Here is an 18,598-nt window from a genome sequence, read left to right as displayed (position 1 = left end):
TTGGCTTAGGTCAAGCTGTACTCTTTTCCTGCACTCTTGCGCATTTTCTCCAGAATATGGACGACTTTATCCGTTTCCACGAGCAAATGCTGGTGTTGGCCCTCATCGGCGCTATGTACCGGTTTGTCGCCTTTGCAGATGATGTAGTCGTAGTCCAGGTCTATTTTAGTGGCGATGTCATAGAACGGCTCTATCACGAAGCCTTCGTGGAAGATCTCGATGATCATGGTGCCTGGCTTGCAGAAGAACATGCTGATCAGGCCGGCACCGGTAGCTGATACGACCACCTTTGCCTGCGAAAACATCCGGATCTTTTCCAGTATGCTGTATTTGCTCGATACGATCGACTTGAATTTATACGGCTCCAGGGCTTCCAGCAGTTCCTTTTCGTTCAGCACGTTGCGTATAGCCGAGTCGCTGCGGCTGATGTACAGGTAGGGCACCCGCTCCGAATCCGGCAGGACTTCGTGCTGCACCAGCGGCAGGAAGGAGTTGCGGATGAACTGGCCCAGCCAGCGGGGTACCAGAGTATGGTTGCCACGCGGCGCCGTGGAGGCAATCACGCGGTCGGCCGTCAGGTGGTGGTACTCAACGGAGGTGATGATCTTCTCGGCAGGTATACCCAGCAGCTCCAGGGTTTCTGTTTGGTAACTGTAACGGGTGTCGGGTACCAGGAACCAGTCCACCTCGTCGTACAGGCCGCTCTCGCGGAGCAGGTGCAGGCGCGGCAGCACATCCAGGAACCAATGCCCGATGTTATTGAGGCCCGCACCACCCGTAATCATGCTGAACACCGTGCCCTGAAAGCGGGTCGGCGCCTGGAAATAGCTTTGGTGAAAGATGTTGTTCTTGTCAGCACTGCCGGCTTTCCCGTTGATCAGACTAAGCGACACATTCTCGATGATGCGGTTCTGCTGCGATACAATGGCCACACTGCTTTCGTTATCGGTGTAGATGCGTCCGTTTGGAGCCTCTACCACCACATAGTCGGTGTTGACGCTGCGCATGGGTTTCCAGTAGTCGGAGCAGGCCTTGTAAAGGTCCTCGGTTATTTCGAGCGGTGTGGTCAGGTTAGGGTAAATAGGGTGCACCTTAATCTCAGAACCGGCTTGTTCGCTGCCGTTTTTCGCATCGACCTGGCAAACGCCAATTGGCCTGAGGCGGGTGTTATGGGGGATGACGCGCCCGAGTATTTTCTTGAGACGCTTGGTGGATTTATCGTAAAATACTTTTGGTTTCATATATATACGGTGAGTAATAATGGCTATACGTTTGTAATTCGGTTTTGGCTGCAAGGTTTCCTCAATCCAGTTGTTTTACGAGATGCTGAGTATTGTTTTCCGTTTGGTTCTCCTTGTGCTGTAAATGCCTGGCAAGCAGGCTGGCGGCTGCTTCAACGGCTACTTCATTCCAATGTCCGTCATCTGCCGGATAAAGTTTCTTTTTTTCATGGTGGTAAAGTTGTTCAAATGCTTCCTGCAGGCTCACTACGTGCACGCCTCGGCCCTCAAGTTCAGCCGTCAGGCGGGGCAGAAAATCCGGTTTGCGGCCCGATGGCAGTAGCTGGTGGTAGATGTTTTCTTTGTTAGGTATAGGCATGAACACAAATGTTATACCGCGCTCGGCCAGTGCCTGTTTGTAACCCGCCAGTACGTCGGCCATTTGGCTTATCTCTTCGTTGCTGAAGGTGCGGTTGGCGTGCTCTCCCTCCATGAAAAACTCATCCTGGTATTGGATGTACGCTTTTCTGCCAAAGCGGCGCTCGATGTTGGCCAGGGTGCGGTGGTAGAGCGCCAGCTTCGAGATGCGGTCAGCCGTCACGGCCAGCCAGGTGAGTACTTTCGATGCATAGATGATGGCGCCCGTCCGGTCGCGAAGTTTGTTGCCTATACCTGTGGCACCCACTGGAGGCAGCTCCGGTATACGGCGCTCGATGCTTGAAACCACCACCACCTCAGGCGGATTTTCTTCGAAACGTTTGGTACCCAGAAAGCGGTTGACGGTGGCGGGAGCGAAGGAGTACACCTCCTTCCCCAGTTGTTTTTCCAGCACTTCGGCCAGCGTTTCATCCTGCGACAGCTTGGCGCCTGTAATATTGGAGTCCCCGATCAGCAGCACTTCGGCCCTGGTGTGGCGGTTGCGGTAGCCATAGGCGTCAGTGTACCATTCTACCTGTCTTTTCTCGGCATACGGGGTGCGCGGGGCCAATTCGCCTTCTTCCTCCATGCGCATATGCATGTTCGGGTAAAATGGTCCTGACAGCAGCCGCACACTGTTCACTGAAATGGTCTCCCATACCCTGAACGTGAAGAAATCCATGGGCAGTACGATGGCTTCGATCAGGGGCCACAGCACAAAAGGCAACACCAGCAACATCAGTTTTCCGACGAGCCGCCTTACATCGCTATTTTGCTTCACCTGTGCCATTTAAAACTGAAAGTAAATAAACTCCTGGTGCCCAAACTGTCCCAACAGCAATACTGCCACAATGGCCGCATAATACAGGCCCCAGCGCACCACGGCCGGTCTCTGGCCAATTAATTGCGACACGCTGCCGTGCCGCTGGAGCAGGTGCACCGTTTCCATGATCAGGATGGAGATAACCGACACGGCAAAAACCTTGAAGCCCTGGTCCATGAACAGGAGGTGCTGCAGGTCTATACCTGCCAGCAGTTGCCTTATGTTACCTATACCTGCCACACTGCTCTGTAAGATATAGAGCGCGTCTGCCAGGGAATTTGCCCGGAAGAACACCCACGAAAAAAGCACCAGCGTGAACACACTCAGCACCTGCACCCATTTGTAAAGCTGTGGCCAGCGGGTAAGGCCAAGCGAGTTGGCCAGGGCATCCCGTTGTTTGGCTGTCACGATGGCAAACACCAGGTAAAAACCGTGCAGGGCCCCCCACACCACAAAGGTCCAGTTGGCGCCATGCCACAGCCCGCTCACCAGGAACGTGATGAACAGGTTGTAGTACCACCGCCACTTCACCACCCGGTTGCCGCCCAGCGGAATGTAGAGGTAGTCCCTAAACCAGGACGAGAGCGAAATATGCCAGCGGCTCCAGAATTCTGAAATGCTCTTGGAGTAATAGGGCCGACGGAAGTTCTCCATCAGCCGGAAACCCATGACCTGCGCCGCCCCGATGGCGATATCGGAATAGCCGGAGAAGTCGCAGTAGATCTGGAAAGCAAAAAAGACGGTAGCGATGATGAGCGAGATGCCTTCGTAGTCGGTGGGGTTGTTGTATACCTGATTCACCATCAAAGCCAGGTTGTCCGCGATCATGATCTTCTTGAAAAAGCCCCAGCCCATGCGCCGCAGGCCACCTACCACGCGTTCGTAGCTGAATTCGTGGTGTGATTTGAGCTGCCCCAGTAAATTGCCTGCCCGCTCGATCGGGCCGGCCACCAGCTGCGGGAAAAAGGTGACGAACAGCGCGAACACGCCCAGGTGGCGCTCCGGTTTGATGCGGCCATGGTACACATCGAGCGAGTAGCTCATCGTCTGGAAGGTATAGAAGGAGATGCCCATCGGAAGCAGCAGCTCGAAAGCAGGCACAGCATACCCCATGTTCAGGGCCGAAGCCACCTCCCGGGCGCTGTCGTTGAAGAAGTTGTAGTACTTGAACAAGCCGAGTATGCCTAAGTTGGAAAGCAGCGACAGGTATAGGAAAGGCTTTCGTCTTTGTTTTTCATCGTCGGTATACCTGCCCATGGCCCGGCCGCAAAAATAGTCGACCAATGTAGACCCGATCAGGATCAAGGTATAGGCGGGCCGCCACGAAGCGTAGAAGTAGTAACTGGCCAACAACAGCACAAGCCACCTTCTGTTGAAAGGTGTCAAAAAGTATAGAGTAACTACTACCGGGAAGAATATGAAGAATTCAATGGAGTTGAATAACATATGCAGACGCCGTTTTGAATAAAGAGAAGCGTATAGATCCTGGTAAAGTGGTCACTTCCCCTGACCGATCGCCGCTTTGCAAACTTGCTGCCAACAGGGGCAAAGTCAAACACTTTAGCGTTATCCGGCTGTGATAGAAGCACCGTTGTAATTGTATTGCCCTCTATACGTAACAGATTTCAAATGGCTGTTTATGAAACAAAAAAATTGCATTGGCAGGTATAAGGGTTCTGCTCTTACAACAGATAAGTGCAGGTGTGTTGTGTTACCAGAATGTCAGTTGCCTGTTTTTTTGTCACCATAACACCCTCTGCGGCTTTCTTTCGGGCCTTCAGTTTTATGGACAATTTAAGTATGGGTCTAAGCCGAACATCTGAGCTGCTTAGGCGTAATATTATTGTACTCTAATACAACAGTAAATCTATACTCCTCGTACAGGACATGCAATGTTGCGAACCAGCATTGTGCCTGGCACAGCGGCTGTAAGACTCTGATAATTTACCTAAAAGCAACCCGATATAACGTAGCGCGCATCGAACAGGTGCCGTGATACAGATACATAGTGAGCTTATATGATAGCATCTTCCTTCAGGTATATTCAACTATACCTTTTTTCATACACATGGGGCTTTATGCGCAAACTGGCCTTCACGACCACACTTAGCGTGTTATGGGGCTTTGCTATTTCAGGTATAGCGGTGGCTCAAACTGCTTGCCCTTCTGGCTTGGTGCATCACTTCGGGTTCGACGAAAAGATAGCCGGCAACTACACCGATTACGTGACCAACACCAGCGCCACCTGCACCGCCTGTCCTGAGCCTGCCGTTGGCCGCTTCGCTGGCGGGCAGCGATTCAACGGTGCTGGGGCCGGGCTGCAGTTTAGCCAAATCAACAATTTTGAATGGGGACCCAACACCAGCTTCTCAATGGAGGTATGGGTGCAGGTAAACCGCAAGTCCTCTAACCAGGTGATCATCGGACGTAAGTCTGGCAACGGTTTAAGTGCGTGGTGGCTGGGCGTAAACCCCGAAGGGTATGCCGTGTTCGATATGAAGGATAATTACGGGGAGGCCCATACCCTGACGGATTACCTGAAAGCCGTAAACCTGTACGACGGCAAGTGGCACCACATTGCGGTGGTGCGGGAAGGTGGCCCCCAGATCACGAAACTGTACGTTGACGGCTTTCGGGTAGATGACAGGAGAATTGAAACAAAGGAATACCGTGGTAGCATGGAGTCTTCCAGCCCTGTCACAATCGGGTATATCGACATCGACTCCAAATATTTTTTTGATGGCATTCTGGACGAGTTTCTGGTTTACAACCGGAACCTTTCGGAGCAGGAGATGCGCAACCGCTACAACCAGGGATCGGGCAGTTACTGCGGTCCTGAGGCGGTAAAGCCCGAGATCGTATCACAGCCTATCACCTTCGGCACAGTCAATCAGCAGTACCGGTATGATGTGAATGCGGCTGGTAAACCTGCCCCGAGTTATATCCTGATTTCAGGCCCCAATGGAATGACTATCAACGCAAGTACGGGCCTTATCTCCTGGGTGCCGCAGGCTGCCGGAAACGTTACGGTGGAGGTGAGAGCCAGTAACAGCCATGGAGAAAGCGCCCCGCAACGCTTCCAGATCGAGGTAAGGGCTGCTACGGAGGAGAAGATCGGGATGCTCCATCACTGGATGCTGAACGAAACCTCCGGCTCCAAATATCGGGACGTGTACACGCCCATTGATGCGGTGGTAAAGGAAAGGAGCCGTCCTGCCTCCGTGAAAGGCGTGGTAGGGGGAGCACAGCGATTTAACGGACGAGATACCGGGCTGGATGTGATCGGAAGCCCGAACTTCGACTGGAAAGCCAATGAGACATTCACCATCGAGCTTTGGTTGCGCACCGAAACCCGGGAGGGAAGTAGCGAGGCCCAGAACCAGGTGCTGCTCGGGCGCCATGCCACCGACTCGCCGTCGCAGTGGTGGCTAGGCCTCGACAAAGACCGAAGGGCCGGTTTTTACTTACCGGATATTGAGTTTAAGGGCAATTACGTAGGCGGCGCCGGACCCAAACTGAACGACGGCGCCTGGCACCAGGTAGTGGTGGTGCGTGACGGAGGCGCTGGCGCTACCAGGCTGTATGTAGACGGTGAACAGGTGGCCTCGGGCAGTTTTGGCCATGATTTCGGTTTCAGCAGCCGCTCGCCTGTTACCATCGGGTACTTTAATGCGAGCATGCTCAACAGTTACCACTACGACGGCGACCTCGACGAAGTAAAGCTTTTTGGCAGAGCCCTTTCGCCAGATGAGATCCGGGAGCGCTTCGTGGATGTGTACAACAGCCTGACACAAATCCTGACTTTTAACGGACGCTACGTGGATGGCGAAAGCTTCAGCCAGAAAAATGTAGTGCTGGACTGGCGTACCCTTTACGAGCTCGAGACAAACTATTTTGAAATAGAGCGGTCCCAGGATGGCGAGAATTTCACGGCCATTGGTCAGGTAAAGGCCTCGGGTACCACAACCGCCACAATCGACTATACCTATACCGATGAAACGCCCCTAAAGGACCAGGGTTATTACAGGCTTCGTTTGGTGCGCCTGGACGGAAGCGCCACTTACTCCAACATCATCCTGGTACAGGACAGATCGCTTGCCGCCTCCTCATTCAGGGTATACCCGAACCCGGCAGCGGTGCGTGATGAGATAACCATAGAGGTGGCCAATCTGAAGGAAAACGAGGACGTCACCTTTATGATAACCGATGGTGCTGGCCGACAGGTGCACAGCCGGCAAGTGCGTACGAATGAACTCGGGGAGCTATACCTGGTCATGCCAGTTGAGGCGTCGTTAAAGCCCGGCATTTATAACCTGACCGTGGCCGGAAGCAACAAAACACTCAACCGTAAGCTCGTGGTGGCCCGATGATCAGGTATGGTCACTAACAAGGTATACACATGAATTTGGTTTATGGCTCTTACATACAAGAATTTGGAAGTGCGGAGGCTGTTTATTAACACAAATAAGTACTAAAGCGTGGAAAAAAACTGGGATATGCAAATAGGATTAAATGATAAAACTTTCAGTAAGGCATTCAATGACAGTTACTTTTAAAAATTATATCGCATTTATTAGATTTTTGATAAACCCTGCCCCATACTGTTCGTACTAGGTGTGAAAATACATCATATTTTCCGGGTCAAAAAAACGGTCTGACATCAAAATCGAATTTCCTTTACTTATCTAAATTCTTATATTTTATGAAAAAGCTATTGCTATTACCCATATTGTTTTTTGCCTTTTTTCTCACTTCCTGCGATGATGAGAAGGATGAGAAACTGGAACCAGCAGTTTCTGAGATTGATGCCAAGATGCGCGGCGACTGGACGAACACGATGATCAAAAGGGTGTATTACTCCATGGATGATGAAGTGATGTACTCTGACTCTGTGCAATATCAGACAACCTTTGGTTTTGACGGAAAACGACTGACTGTTACAGTGCCGGGAGGCTCTCCGGAAGTGATGAACTATACCTTCCCAAACCCAGCTGATACGACTATCATTGAAATACAGCGCGGTGCCGACAAGGGACAGTACAAAATAGCTGCTATTTCAGATTCAGAGATGACCTGGATAGAAGAAAAGCCATGGGCTGGTTTTCCGGAAGAAGCCGCTGAGTCTGAAAAAACGACTTCCAAGGTAGGCGTATATACCTGGAGATTCACACGCAAGAGATAGTAAAAACATAAAACACCTGGCTATCCAGCTGTTTTGTTGTTACTGTTTAATAATTTGGTACCAGTAGTTCTATTTCGTGTCTTACTAAATAGAGGTTTAGATACCACAGAACAAAAGAAGCGGCGCAGGAATTTTCCTGCGCCGCTTCTTTTGTTTCCGGCTGGCCTTAGTCAACCGTTGGTATGTACTGTCTCTTCTTCCTTTCTAAAGTCAGGAAGATTTTCTGCTTGTATGCGTTACTCTTTGATCAACTTAATGGTCGCGCTCTTGCCAGCGGTATCAGTATACTTCAGGAAGTAGAGACCAGCTCTAAGTCCGGTAGCAGCCAGGTTCATCACCAGCTTGTTGTTTTCTACCTTCAGGTTTTCTTCCTTGTACACTACTGTGCCAGCCTGGTCCAGAATAACTACTTGCTGCAGCTTGATCTCTTCATTGCCCAGGTCCAGTGTTACCACGTCGTTGAACGGGTTAGGGTAGGCGCTTACTTTTTCGAAGCTGATGTTAGTGTCCGCTGTCTCAGCAGTAAGGGCTGATGACGAAGAAGCAGTCAGTGTCTCGATCGGAGACAGTCTGTTTCCGGCGATCGGGCGCTCCATGGTGCCGTTCGGCAGCTGCCAGCCCACGGCCAGGTTGTCGCCGCCGCCGCCCTGCAGCATCAGGGCCTCGATGTAGTAGCGCTTGCCGGCCTCCAGGGTGATCTTGGCCGACTGCTGGCCCGCCGTCTTGGTCCACTCGCGCGGGTTGGTCCAGGTGCTGGACAGGGCGATGCGGGTCTTTCTGGCCGGGTCCTCGCTGGTGCTCAGGTAGAGCTCGGCCACGTCGTCGGCGGCGATCCAGAAGGTGTACTGGCCAGAGGCTGGGGCCGTCACGTAGCCGCGGATGCGCTGGCCGTAGTTGTTGCCCTGGCCGGTCGGGGCCTCGAAAGAGCTGAGCTGGGTGGTCGAAACGGGCTTGGTGTTCACCGGGATCACGCTCACAGTAGAGCCGTGCACGTTATTCCAGAAATCGCGGGTGATCTTGCCAACTGGCGCCGTTGTTACAGGAGCGGTAGCCACAGGTGCAGTGCTTCCCATTTCAGACAGTCTGTTTGCAGCGATCGGGCGCTCCATGGTGCCGTTCGGCAGCTGCCAGCCCACGGCCAGGTTGTCGCCGCCGCCGCCCTGCAGCATCAGGGCCTCGATGTAGTAGCGCTTGCCGGCCTCCAGGGTGATCTTGGCCGACTGCTGGCCCGCCGTCTTGGTCCACTCGCGCGGGTTGGTCCAGGTGCTGGACAGGGCGATGCGGGTCTTTCTGGCCGGGTCCTCGCTGGTGCTCAGGTAGAGCTCGGCCACGTCGTCGGCGGCGATCCAGAAGGTGTACTGGCCAGAGGCTGGGGCCGTCACGTAGCCGCGGATGCGCTGGCCGTAGTTGTTGCCCTGGCCGGTCGGGGCCTCGAAAGAGCTGAGCTGGGTGGTCGAAACGGGCTTGGTGTTCACCGGGATCACGCTCACAGTAGAGCCGTGCACGTTATTCCAGAAATCGCGGGTGATCTTGCCTGTGCCAGTAGGTTCAGTTGCAGAGCCAGTTGAGCCACCAGAGGTTGGAGGTGTCAGGGCAGGCTCTGTAGAAATCGGATCTGTTGGAGTTGGAGTAGGCTCTGGTTGTGTCGGCTGCGTAGTGCCGTTAGGGCCAAGTACGATGCCGTTGCTGCTCAGTTTGTTCAACCAGGTTGTGTATTCATTCTTTTCGTGCTGCTTTGTGATCAGTACACCAACATAAGGGTTGTTCTCGTTCTTCACCAGCCCGTCAGGGAAATAGTTTTTGTCGAACAGGCTACCCTGGCTCATAACACCTGTCAGGTTGTTACGCATCACGGCATTGAAGGTGGCGCCTTTCTTATAGTAGTCGTAGCCATAGAGGCCCACGTTGTGCGTGTTTACGCGCGTGCCATCGTCGAACAAGCCAGAGTTTACCCCTCTGTTGTTGTATACCTCGATGTTGTTGCCGCCTGCAATGGCATAGTTGTAGTTACCGATGTTTACGGTCTGGTTGTCGTATACCTTCACGTAGGCAGTGGCTACTGCAGCCGGGTCGCCCATGCCGTCCTGGTACCAGGAGTCGGCGATGATACCGCCGCCCGAGAACTTCGTTTCTGTGGCTGGGTAAGGGTAAGCTCCCTGGATATAGTTGTTGTGGACACGGATCGGAGAGGCAGACGTGCCGCGTGAGTTGGACAGGTTGATGTTGTCCTCCACCAGCGACTTGTTCGGCTCGTTGATCACCTCGTTCCAGGCGATTTCGGCGTGTGGCAGGTTGCCACGGTAGTTGAACTGCGCAAACTGAGAGTGCTCACGCTGACCACCGTATACGCGGCCGTCAATGTTCTTAGCCTTGTTGTAGCGGATTTTTACGGTGTTGTTAGTAGATCCGTCACCTTCGTAGCGCGTGCCAATGTAGATACCGGCTGTGCCTTCGAGGTAGCAGTTCTCCACTACCACATTTTTGAAATTGTTTACCGTAACGAAACGACGTGGTTTCTTATAGTCTTTGAAAGGGGTTGGTGTCAGACCATAGCCTTTGGTATGCTTTACCGTGATGTTGGCAGCATAGCCCCAGCTTTTGATCAGGTAACCGGCGCCGCGAATGTTTGAATTGACGATGATTACAGGTTCAGAAGTACGTACATCAACAGCGGCTACTTCTGAGTCTCTTGACTCCCAGTTACCTGTGTAAGTACCTCCTTTGGTGATTACTAATGGCCCGCTGTATGTCTGGGCCTGAACGAAGCCTACCGAGATTAGAAAGGCTACGAGTGTGAGCAGCAAAGTAGGCAAAGTTGTCCCCGCCCACTTAGTCTCCTGAGTGGAAATTGTATTCATCTTTTTGGCTAAAAGTTGAAAAATTAAAAAAATGTACTCCTTACAAGTCACCAGGCTTTTACCATTTTTCTATTTGAAAGCAGGTGCGGCGTTAGGTGGTTTTTATGAAAATATTAAGCTTGTTGAATTGCTGTTTCTACCTTCATATATAAGTTGTTGCAAATATAAGTAGGAATATTTTAGAAAAACCAGTCTTTTTCGATTTATTCTTGAATAGTTTATAAGTGCTTTGAATGTTTCAATTCTTTTTTTTCTTTAAAAGTGCATTTTGAGCCCGTATAAGCGCTTTTGGTAATAGATAGGTATAGAAAAAAGGTTATATAAATTTGAAAAATACAAGTAAATTAATATAAATTAAACAATTTATAATTGTTATTTTATAATTAATAATAATTGTAAATATATAATATATGCTTCTGGCTTCGGACTAAAACAGGTAAATCCGATAAATATATATAATATAATATATTTAATAATGAAGCAGATAGAAGTTTGTGTCTTTAAAGGTGTTGAAACATTGATTTGCTCCTGTTTTCGATACTCATGTCTATGATTGATGGGGAATAAATTAGACGAGGATGCTCCAGTGGTATTAGATATTGCAGGTGTTTTCCTTCATCATGGGTATACCAAAAAGATGAGTCGGCCAATTACGGAAGTACAGGTGCTTCCTTGGTCTTCTTCGGGTTGGGGCCAATCTTTATGCCGCTCTTTTCCAGTTTCGACTTCCATAGCCGGTACTCGGCTTGCTCAGTTTCTTTCGTTATTTGACCTTTCATAAACACATTGCTATGCTCCTGCACCGTGCCATCCGGAAAGTAATGGTTGTCGTTTCTGCCGTCCCGCCCCATAATGCCGATCACATTGTGATGAAACGTATTGTTGAAGGTTGCATTCTTCTTGTAGAAGTCGTAGCCATACAGCCCCTGTGTCCACATCCTGAACTTATCACCCGTTTCGAAGCGGGCTGCATTTACAGCGCGATTGTTGAACACCTCGATGTTGTTGCCACCCGCAATGGCGTAGTTGTAGTTGCCAAGGTTTACGGTTTGGTTGTCGTATACCTTCACGTAAGCGGTGGCTACCTGTTTCGGGTCGCCCATACCATCTTCATACCAAGAGTCGGCGATGATACCGCCTCCTGAGTATTCTTCGCTATCAGCAGGGTAAGGGTAAGCGCCCTGGATGTAGTTGTTGTGAATGCGGATCGGAGAGGCTGACGTGCCGCGTGAGTTGGACAGGTTGATGTTGTCCTCCACCAGCGACTTGTTCGGCTCGTTGATCACCTCGTTCCAGGCGATTTCGGCGTGTGGCAGACTGCCACGGTAGTTGAACTGCACGAACTGTGACCTGTACCAGCCATTGTAGATGCGCCCATCAATGTTCCTGGCCTTGTTGTAGCGGATCTTGATGGTATTGTGCGGATTGCCATTGCCTTTGTAAGCATCGCCAATGTAGATGCCGGCTGTTTGCTCCAAATAGCAGTTCTCCACTACCACATGCCTGAAATCATTGACGATCAGAAAGCGCCGTGGCTTTTCGTACAAAAACCATGGGGTAGGAGCAAGGCCATAGCCCTCGGTGTTACGGATCGTGATGTTGGCTGCATGCCCCCAACTCTTGATCAGGTAGCCAGCCCCCCGAATGCTGGAGTTCTCGATCACAACAGGCTCAGATGTCCTGATCTCGACGGCAGCCACTTCGGAGTCTGTTGATTCCCACTTACCGGAATAGGTGCCCCCTTTTTTGATTATGATCGGGTTTTGGTAGCCGGCTGTTGTGGCACTGGCACTGGCTTTGGCCCCAGGCAAATGCCCTTGGGTGTAGTAATAAGCAAAAAGCATTGCTACCACCACGAGAGGAATAGCAATGCTTAGCGTTTTAAGGTATGGGAGGGATATCTTCAAACTGAACGTAAACGGGTAACCCTATTTGATGAAATAACCCAGCAGTCTGCGGGTATAGCCGTTTGCCAGGTGAAACGGAATATAAGGGGTCGGACAGTTTTTGAGGGTGAAGCGAGTGAAGTCGCGCAGGTTGCCGCCGCCCTTCAGGTCAAACAGATGCTTGTAGTAGTTTTGGAAGTTCTTCTTGCTCCTGATTTGCCGCTCGCCGCTTTCCTCCGGATACGTAAGCAGCTTCGCATCGTAGTTCACATACAGCTCAAAGCCGGCTCTTCTGGCTGTGTGGGTATAGTCATAGTCGGCAATGTAATGCGGGAAACGGTCCTGGTCGAAGATGCCGATCTTTTCGATGACGGCTCTGGGTATAAGCAAGCCTCTGCCGGGCAGGTGGGTGACGGCGTGCAGTCCCTTCTGCGCTTCTTTCGGAAGGGAGGGCAGTACTTCCTCAATGGTGTTAAGCAGCCAGTTGAGGCGTTCGCCCCCAAAGATTGGCTGCTGGGTGTTCGCATCCAACTCGAGCGCGCCCAGTAGGGCCGTTGGTTTTTGGGCATGCCAGTAGTACATCTTCTCGATAAGCAGTTCGTCTGTGATCACGTCGTTGTTCATGGTCATGATGAGCTCGGCGCCTTGCTTCAGGGCATGGCGGATGCCCATGTTCACACCGGCAGTCCAGAACAGATTGCCGCTTCCCTTCATGACCTCCACTTCCGGAAACTCCTCCCGGAGCATGTCTTCCGTTCCGTCTGTGGAGCCGTCGTCCACGATCACTACTTTGAACCGCTGGTCTGTTTGCTTTCTTAAAGATTGGAGGCACTCCCGGGTATATTCTTTTCTGTTAAAAACAGGTATAACAATGCTTATCATATGGTTTTAGAATCAGGGTCTGATTTTAGTGCACCTGGTGTTGGCGATTTTGCAACGTGGCAGTGCCGGACTATTGTCTACGAAAATCAGAAGAGTTGTTATAGGATTATCTTTATAAATTAAAGCTCAGGATGCTCTTGAGTTTAGAACTTACTTTGCCACGGATCAGGTGATTGAAGTTCTTGGTGTCGGACTCAATGTCGCGCACGACAAAGCGCGGATGCCGCAGCGGGAATGAGATCTCGTTCTCCTGGATCTGTGCCTTGTTATCGTGGGTGTTGAAGGTATGCGTGGCATCCTCACCGAAGCCAATGTTGCGCACCAGGTTCACTTCAGGCACGATGCAGAGGCCGGAGTTGCTGTAAACCGTAAACTCCCACTGGTAGTCCCAGATGTCGCCGTTCGGGATGCTGGCAAAGGCTTCTTCTAACTTGCTCAGGCGGTAGGTCTCCTCAAACTTGTTCAGGAACAGACCCTTCAGGTAACCTTTCTGCTTCAGCTCTGGATAGGCCTTCAGGTTGAAATCGAACAGCTGCCAGGCACGGCGCCAGGTGGCCCAGCCCCAGGCGTTCACTTTGTTGGAGAAGTAATAGGAGTAGTCACTGTCCCGGCGCCAGCCGTTCAGGTAATTGTTGCCGCTGATGTGCATGATGCGCGTGTCGTTCTTGTACTTCTCCAGCAGTTCCTGGCAAAACCAGAAAAAGCTCTTGGAGGGCACGCAGTCATCTTCGAGTATGATGCCGGTCTCCTCATGCTCAAAAAACCAGCTAATGGCGGTAGCAGGAGCCACACCACACTTTAAGTTCTTCTCCTGGAAGAGCGTTTTCACTTCGCAGTCCCAATCTACTTGTTCTACAATGCGTCTTGTCTCGGCGCATTTAGCTATATCTGTCTCCACACCAGGTCTTGGGCCATCGGCGGCCACGTAAAGGCGCGCTGGTTTCACCTGACGGATGCGGTCGAATACTTGTTGTGTGGTATGAGCTCTATTGAATATGATTAACAGCACGGGTGTGTGCAAAGGGGTAGTAGGAATAGAATGACTCATAATATTAAGGTATAACGATATGTCTGGTCTGTATACTGAAATTGCCGGCAGAAGTTTCTGCTATCAGGCGGTTGTCAGCTTGCGGTAGTGTCCCACCGCTTTGGCTTTCCAACGGGCGGCGAAATCGCGCAGGTAGCTGTTCTGCTCCACGCCGTCTTCCTCCATGTACACGATCGTCCAGCCGAGCACGGCGTAGTAAAATACGGGCAGCACGTACGAGAAACCGTACACAAAGCCTGTGCTGATGAAAGCGACCAGGATGATCTGGTGTACCGTCATGGCCTTGGAGCGCAAGCCCTTCACAATAGCATAAATGGGCATGATGGAGTAAATGGCCAGTCCGACGAAGCCGGTGTAGAACAGGATGTCCACGTAAAAGCTGTGGAAGTGGTGCCCCTGGCCATCATCGAACACAGGCTCGTTGGTGTCGTCGCGCCAGAACTGAATGGGCAGCTCGAAACCTTCGAAGCGCATGCCTATCAACCAGTTATCCTGTATGAAAGGCAGGTAGGACATCCACTGGATGTAGCGCCAGCCGCCGGTGCCCTGCGAGTCAAAGTTCTCGATGTCCGAGAAGCTGTCCTGGATTTTAGTGATGATTTCCGGGTTCGTCGAGAACAGGAAGGCACTGCTGGCTATACCTGCAATGAGCATGACGATGCCGATCGGCATGAACTTGGCCACCAGGTTAATAGACAGGCCCGACTTAAACCGGATTAGCAGGTAGTAGACCACGAGAATGATAGCGGTGGAGATCCAAACGGTCCGGTGCTGGAAAAAAACGATCGAAACCAGTATAAAGAAAGCCATAAAGAGGCTCGTCATCTTACTGTGGAAAATGTATTTGCTCAGGAAGTACATGAAGGGAATCACCAGCATGTATACCGAGGAGGCGTATACCCCGCGCTCATGTGAAGTAAAGGCCCCCAAGCTGAGCTTATCGGGGTGTACCACAATCACGCTGAGCCAGAAACCGCCCAGTATGAACCAAACTACATGCGAGAATTTGAGGTGGAAATTGCCCTTGTAGAAGGTATAGACAAAGAAGATGAAGTAGAAAAGGAACAGCTTTTGGAACACGTGCGGGTATACCATGGGAGTACCGTAGAAATAATACGACTCAAACACCATGGCAAACACATACAACGTGGTCAGCACAAAGGCCACCCGCATGACCGGCGACATGCGCTTAAAGTAAAAGGCACTGTAACCAAACGAAACAACGGCCATCCCTTTCAGCAACAGGTTGAGCATGTTACCCTGCGCATCAAGGTTATGCGGAAACGCCAGCTCCGTGAACATGTTGTCCATCAACATGATCAGGGCCAGGGGAATGATAAATAGAAAGCTATAATTGATTTTCATACTGTTCTTTCAGTTTTAGGCCGCCACTTCGGCAAGCCGCACCTCGACTAGGCAACCTGCTGCGGCGTACTTGGCTGCACGACAGGCTCCAGTGGTTTTCCAAGAACTTCACCGTAGTACATCAGGTGTTTTTTCACGATCACGTCCTCCGAGAAATTTTCCTCCGCATAGGTATAGCCCTCGTGCACCAGCGCTTTATATAGCTCGTCATCTGCCAGGATGCGCCCCACTTCGGTTGCCATGGAGTCGGGTGATTCCACATCGCAGAGCAGACCGGCTTTTCCGTAGTTGAGCAGGTGCGGGATATAACCGCTGTTTTTGCCGCCTACCACTGGCGTGCGGGCTATCATCGCCTCGAGCAGCACCATGCCAAACGACTCTTCTCTGGAAGGGTGCAGCAGCACCTGGGCGTTTTGAATGAGCTGGAACACTTCGTCATAGGGCATCGGGCCCATAAACCGTACGCCATCTGTTAAGTTTTGTTTCTCGGCATATTGCTGCGCCAGGCCGCCTTCTTCTGAGTCCACGCCTACCAGGTAGTACTCTAGGTCGGGGTATTGCTTCCGCAACAGGGCAAAAGCCTGCAGCCCCGTCTCGATGTTTTTGCGTTGCGTGAAGCCCTGCGCTACCGTGATGATATAGTTTCCTTTCCTGGTAGTGGGGGCAAGGCGGTGTTTCAAAGTGCTTGGGTAGAAGTTGTCGATGATCCTGGTTTTGGATTTGGTTCTACGGTCGAGCTGGTTGTAGGTATAGGCGGAGTTGGCCAACAGAAAATCGGCCTTGCTCACGACAATGTAATTGATCATCCAGCGCACCAATCGGAACATGTCTGGTATTTTGCGCAGGATCTGGAAGGCTACGTCATGCAGACTTACCACGGTGGGCTTTCCGGTTTTCAGGGCCGCCCAGGCAAACTCATAGCTCCAGAAAGCGCTTATGAAATCAGCCGGGTGGGCCACCATCATCTTGTGCAGATCCTCTACCTCGAACAGAAAAAAGCGACGGCCCGGCTGCGGCTTCTGGCGGCTGATGCATACCTTGAGGTTGCCGCTCTCCAACACCATTGGCTCCGCAATCTCGGTGGAGTTGGTGTAGGCGATCACTTTAAAACCTCTCTTGAGCAAAGCATTGATAAAGTGCGAGGTGAGGGGAAACGCGTTGGTAGAGGGCAAGTTTGTGTGTTTCAGGTCCCAGTCAAGTATGCGTAGTTCAACGGGTCCGGCTACTCCTATCGTCATTTGGTCTTCTTCTTAGGTAGTTTAGTGTGCATGCGATGGACCATCGCTGGTCATCAACTGTTGTTATTGTTTTGCTTATACCTTGTTTATACCTGCTCAGTTTCTTTTACCAGACTCTTTCTGTACCGCATCAGCATTTTGCCATAATAGGAGGTGGGGTTATCCTGCAGCCCCATTTTAGAAAAGATCATATGCAGTTGCTCCTTAAGGGCACTGTGCGGGAAAAGCAGGATCATGGCCAGGAACACAAAGCCCCCCACAATCATCTGCGAGATCAGGATAACCAGATGCGGGAGCTGCATGTTGCGCAACACGGTGCTCATCAGGTATACGACAATGGCCACCACCACACCATTCAGTATACCGGGCAGGTATACGCGCAGCTGTTTCCAGTACGAGAGGTATAGGATCTTCTTCATCAGGGTCTGGTACATGCCGATGCGGACAAGCTCGCTGATGAGGAGCGCAAAGCCAAAGCCGACCAGGCCGTAGTCGCGGAGCAGGAAAAACAGGCCGCTGATCACGACAATCAGTGTGATGGTGATCACGATCTTCCAGTTGAGCACGGCCTTGGCGTCGCAGACGATGCCGGCGAACATGGTTACGAAGCTGAGCGGAATGGCCAGGCTGAGCACCTGCAGCACAGGTATAGCCTCCAGCCACTGGTCACCCAGCACCACGTGCACCACCTCCGGGGCAGCCACCATAATGCCCAGGCAGACAGGTATGATCAGGGTGGCCAGCAGCGTGGTGCTCGACAGGTATACCTTGGCAAGCGTTGCAGTTTCGGACTGCAGTTTACTGAACGAGGGGAACACCACACGCGACACGGTGCGGGTGAGGTTATACATGGGCAGGTTTACCAGCATAAAGGCCCGGTTGTAGATACCCAGTTTAAAGGCACCGAACACGCGTCCGATCAGTAGCGTAGCCAGCTCACTATAGATAAACTCAAAAAAGCTGATAACAGACATTTTGCTGCCATAGGCCAGCAGCGCCCGATAGGCTTCCCAGCGCACTACCGGCAGCACATTATGGCGCGCCATGGCGTGGGCGCCGATGGCTACCAACAGTTGCTGCACCAGCGAGGCATACACCAAGCTCCAAACCCCAAAGTCCAGCCAGGCCAGCAGAATGCCGACGCCCAGGTACGATACCACGTAAGAGGCTGTCTCCACAATGCTCAATTCCTTAAAGCGCATGTTGCGCTGCAGCAAACTGGTGGCTGTGGCCGATACGCCGCCTATCACAAAGGCAAGCGCCATCACCCGTACGATCGGCACCACTTCCGGCATGTCGAAAATAAGGGTGGCGTAGGGTGCCAGTACCCAGGCGAGCACCGTGAACACCGCGCCCAGCAGGGCAGAGGAGGTAAAGGCCGCCCGGATGTTCTCGGTGGTAAGCTCTTCTTTCTGGATGATGGCCTGGTTCAGGCCCAGGTTGGCGAAATAGTACCCGAAGCGCAGGATAACCGCCGAAAGGGCCACCAGACCGAAGGCCTCCGGAGCCAGCAGACGGGCCATGGCCGAGGTATAGCCGATCTGCATCACGGCGTTGGCGATGGTGCCCGCCGAGCTCCACTTCAAGCCACTAACCGCCTTCGAAGCTAAATTTTTACTCATGTGTAAGTTCAGGTAGTCGTGCTGCTCTCAAAAAAGGTGCTGCAGGAATCTGCATCC

12 protein-coding genes are annotated in these 18,598 nt (G+C 51.8%); 2 read left to right on the top strand and 10 right to left on the bottom strand.

Translation table 11 applies throughout. The features are described 5' to 3' along the window. Window positions 1–5: 5 nt before the first annotated feature. The 3 genes from BD749_RS05415 to BD749_RS05405 form a co-directional block, all read right to left on the bottom strand. The gene (locus tag BD749_RS05415) at window positions 6–1,241 is read right to left on the bottom strand and encodes a glycosyltransferase family 61 protein (RefSeq protein ID WP_101443319.1); all 1,236 of its coding nucleotides are present in this window, start codon (window positions 1,239–1,241) and stop codon (window positions 6–8) included. Between the two features lie 61 nt (window positions 1,242–1,302). After that, on the bottom strand, window positions 1,303–2,418 hold the full coding sequence (locus tag BD749_RS05410) for an alginate O-acetyltransferase AlgX-related protein (RefSeq protein WP_180336323.1): 1,116 nt from the start codon (window positions 2,416–2,418) through the stop codon (window positions 1,303–1,305). Between the two features lie 9 nt (window positions 2,419–2,427). Then, entirely contained in the window at window positions 2,428–3,906 is a 1,479-nt protein-coding gene (locus tag BD749_RS05405; protein WP_101443317.1) for an MBOAT family O-acyltransferase, read from the bottom strand. A gap of 632 nt (window positions 3,907–4,538) precedes the next feature. On the opposite strand from BD749_RS05405, the gene BD749_RS05400 reads away from it, so the two are divergent. Beyond that, complete coding sequence (locus tag BD749_RS05400) at window positions 4,539–6,830, top strand: LamG-like jellyroll fold domain-containing protein (RefSeq protein WP_101443316.1); 2,292 nt, start codon at window positions 4,539–4,541, stop codon at window positions 6,828–6,830. A 332-nt stretch (window positions 6,831–7,162) separates the two neighbouring features. After that, entirely contained in the window at window positions 7,163–7,642 is a 480-nt protein-coding gene (locus tag BD749_RS05395) for a hypothetical protein (RefSeq protein WP_143741233.1), read from the top strand. A 236-nt stretch (window positions 7,643–7,878) separates the two neighbouring features. On the opposite strand, the gene BD749_RS05390 is transcribed toward BD749_RS05395, so the two are convergent. The 7 genes from BD749_RS05390 to BD749_RS05360 all read right to left on the bottom strand — a co-directional run bounded on the left by BD749_RS05390 (window position 7,879) and on the right by BD749_RS05360 (window position 18,541). Beyond that, on the bottom strand, window positions 7,879–10,500 hold the full coding sequence (locus BD749_RS05390) for a PA14 domain-containing protein (protein WP_101443314.1): 2,622 nt from the start codon (window positions 10,498–10,500) through the stop codon (window positions 7,879–7,881). Window positions 10,501–11,150: 650 nt separating this feature from the next. Continuing rightward, complete coding sequence (locus BD749_RS05385; protein WP_245868751.1) at window positions 11,151–12,407, bottom strand: glycosyl hydrolase; 1,257 nt, start codon at window positions 12,405–12,407, stop codon at window positions 11,151–11,153. 21 nt (window positions 12,408–12,428) lie between these two features. Further along, window positions 12,429–13,268 carry a glycosyltransferase family 2 protein gene (locus BD749_RS05380; protein WP_180336322.1) on the bottom strand — a complete coding sequence of 280 codons (840 nt, stop codon included), beginning with the start codon at window positions 13,266–13,268 and terminating at the stop codon, window positions 12,429–12,431. A gap of 112 nt (window positions 13,269–13,380) precedes the next feature. After that, window positions 13,381–14,316: a nucleotide-diphospho-sugar transferase gene (locus BD749_RS05375; protein WP_101443312.1), complete on the bottom strand. Its 936-nt coding sequence runs from the start codon at window positions 14,314–14,316 to the stop codon at window positions 13,381–13,383. Window positions 14,317–14,379: 63 nt separating this feature from the next. Further along, window positions 14,380–15,681, bottom strand: a complete 1,302-nt coding sequence (locus BD749_RS05370; protein WP_101443311.1) for an O-antigen ligase family protein — start codon at window positions 15,679–15,681, stop codon at window positions 14,380–14,382. Window positions 15,682–15,728: 47 nt separating this feature from the next. After that, window positions 15,729–16,919 (bottom strand): glycosyltransferase family 4 protein, encoded by a 1,191-nt coding sequence (locus BD749_RS05365; protein WP_101443310.1) that lies wholly within the window; start codon window positions 16,917–16,919, stop codon window positions 15,729–15,731. A gap of 86 nt (window positions 16,920–17,005) precedes the next feature. Further along, the gene (locus tag BD749_RS05360) at window positions 17,006–18,541 is read right to left on the bottom strand and encodes a lipopolysaccharide biosynthesis protein (RefSeq protein WP_101443309.1); all 1,536 of its coding nucleotides are present in this window, start codon (window positions 18,539–18,541) and stop codon (window positions 17,006–17,008) included. Window positions 18,542–18,598: the final 57 nt, after the last annotated feature.

The sequence above is a fragment of the Pontibacter ramchanderi genome, from assembly GCF_002846395.1.
GTDB lineage: Bacteria > Bacteroidota > Bacteroidia > Cytophagales > Hymenobacteraceae > Pontibacter > Pontibacter ramchanderi.
Note: the sequence above shows the minus strand (reverse complement) of the source record. Positions and strands in the feature narration are given on the sequence as shown.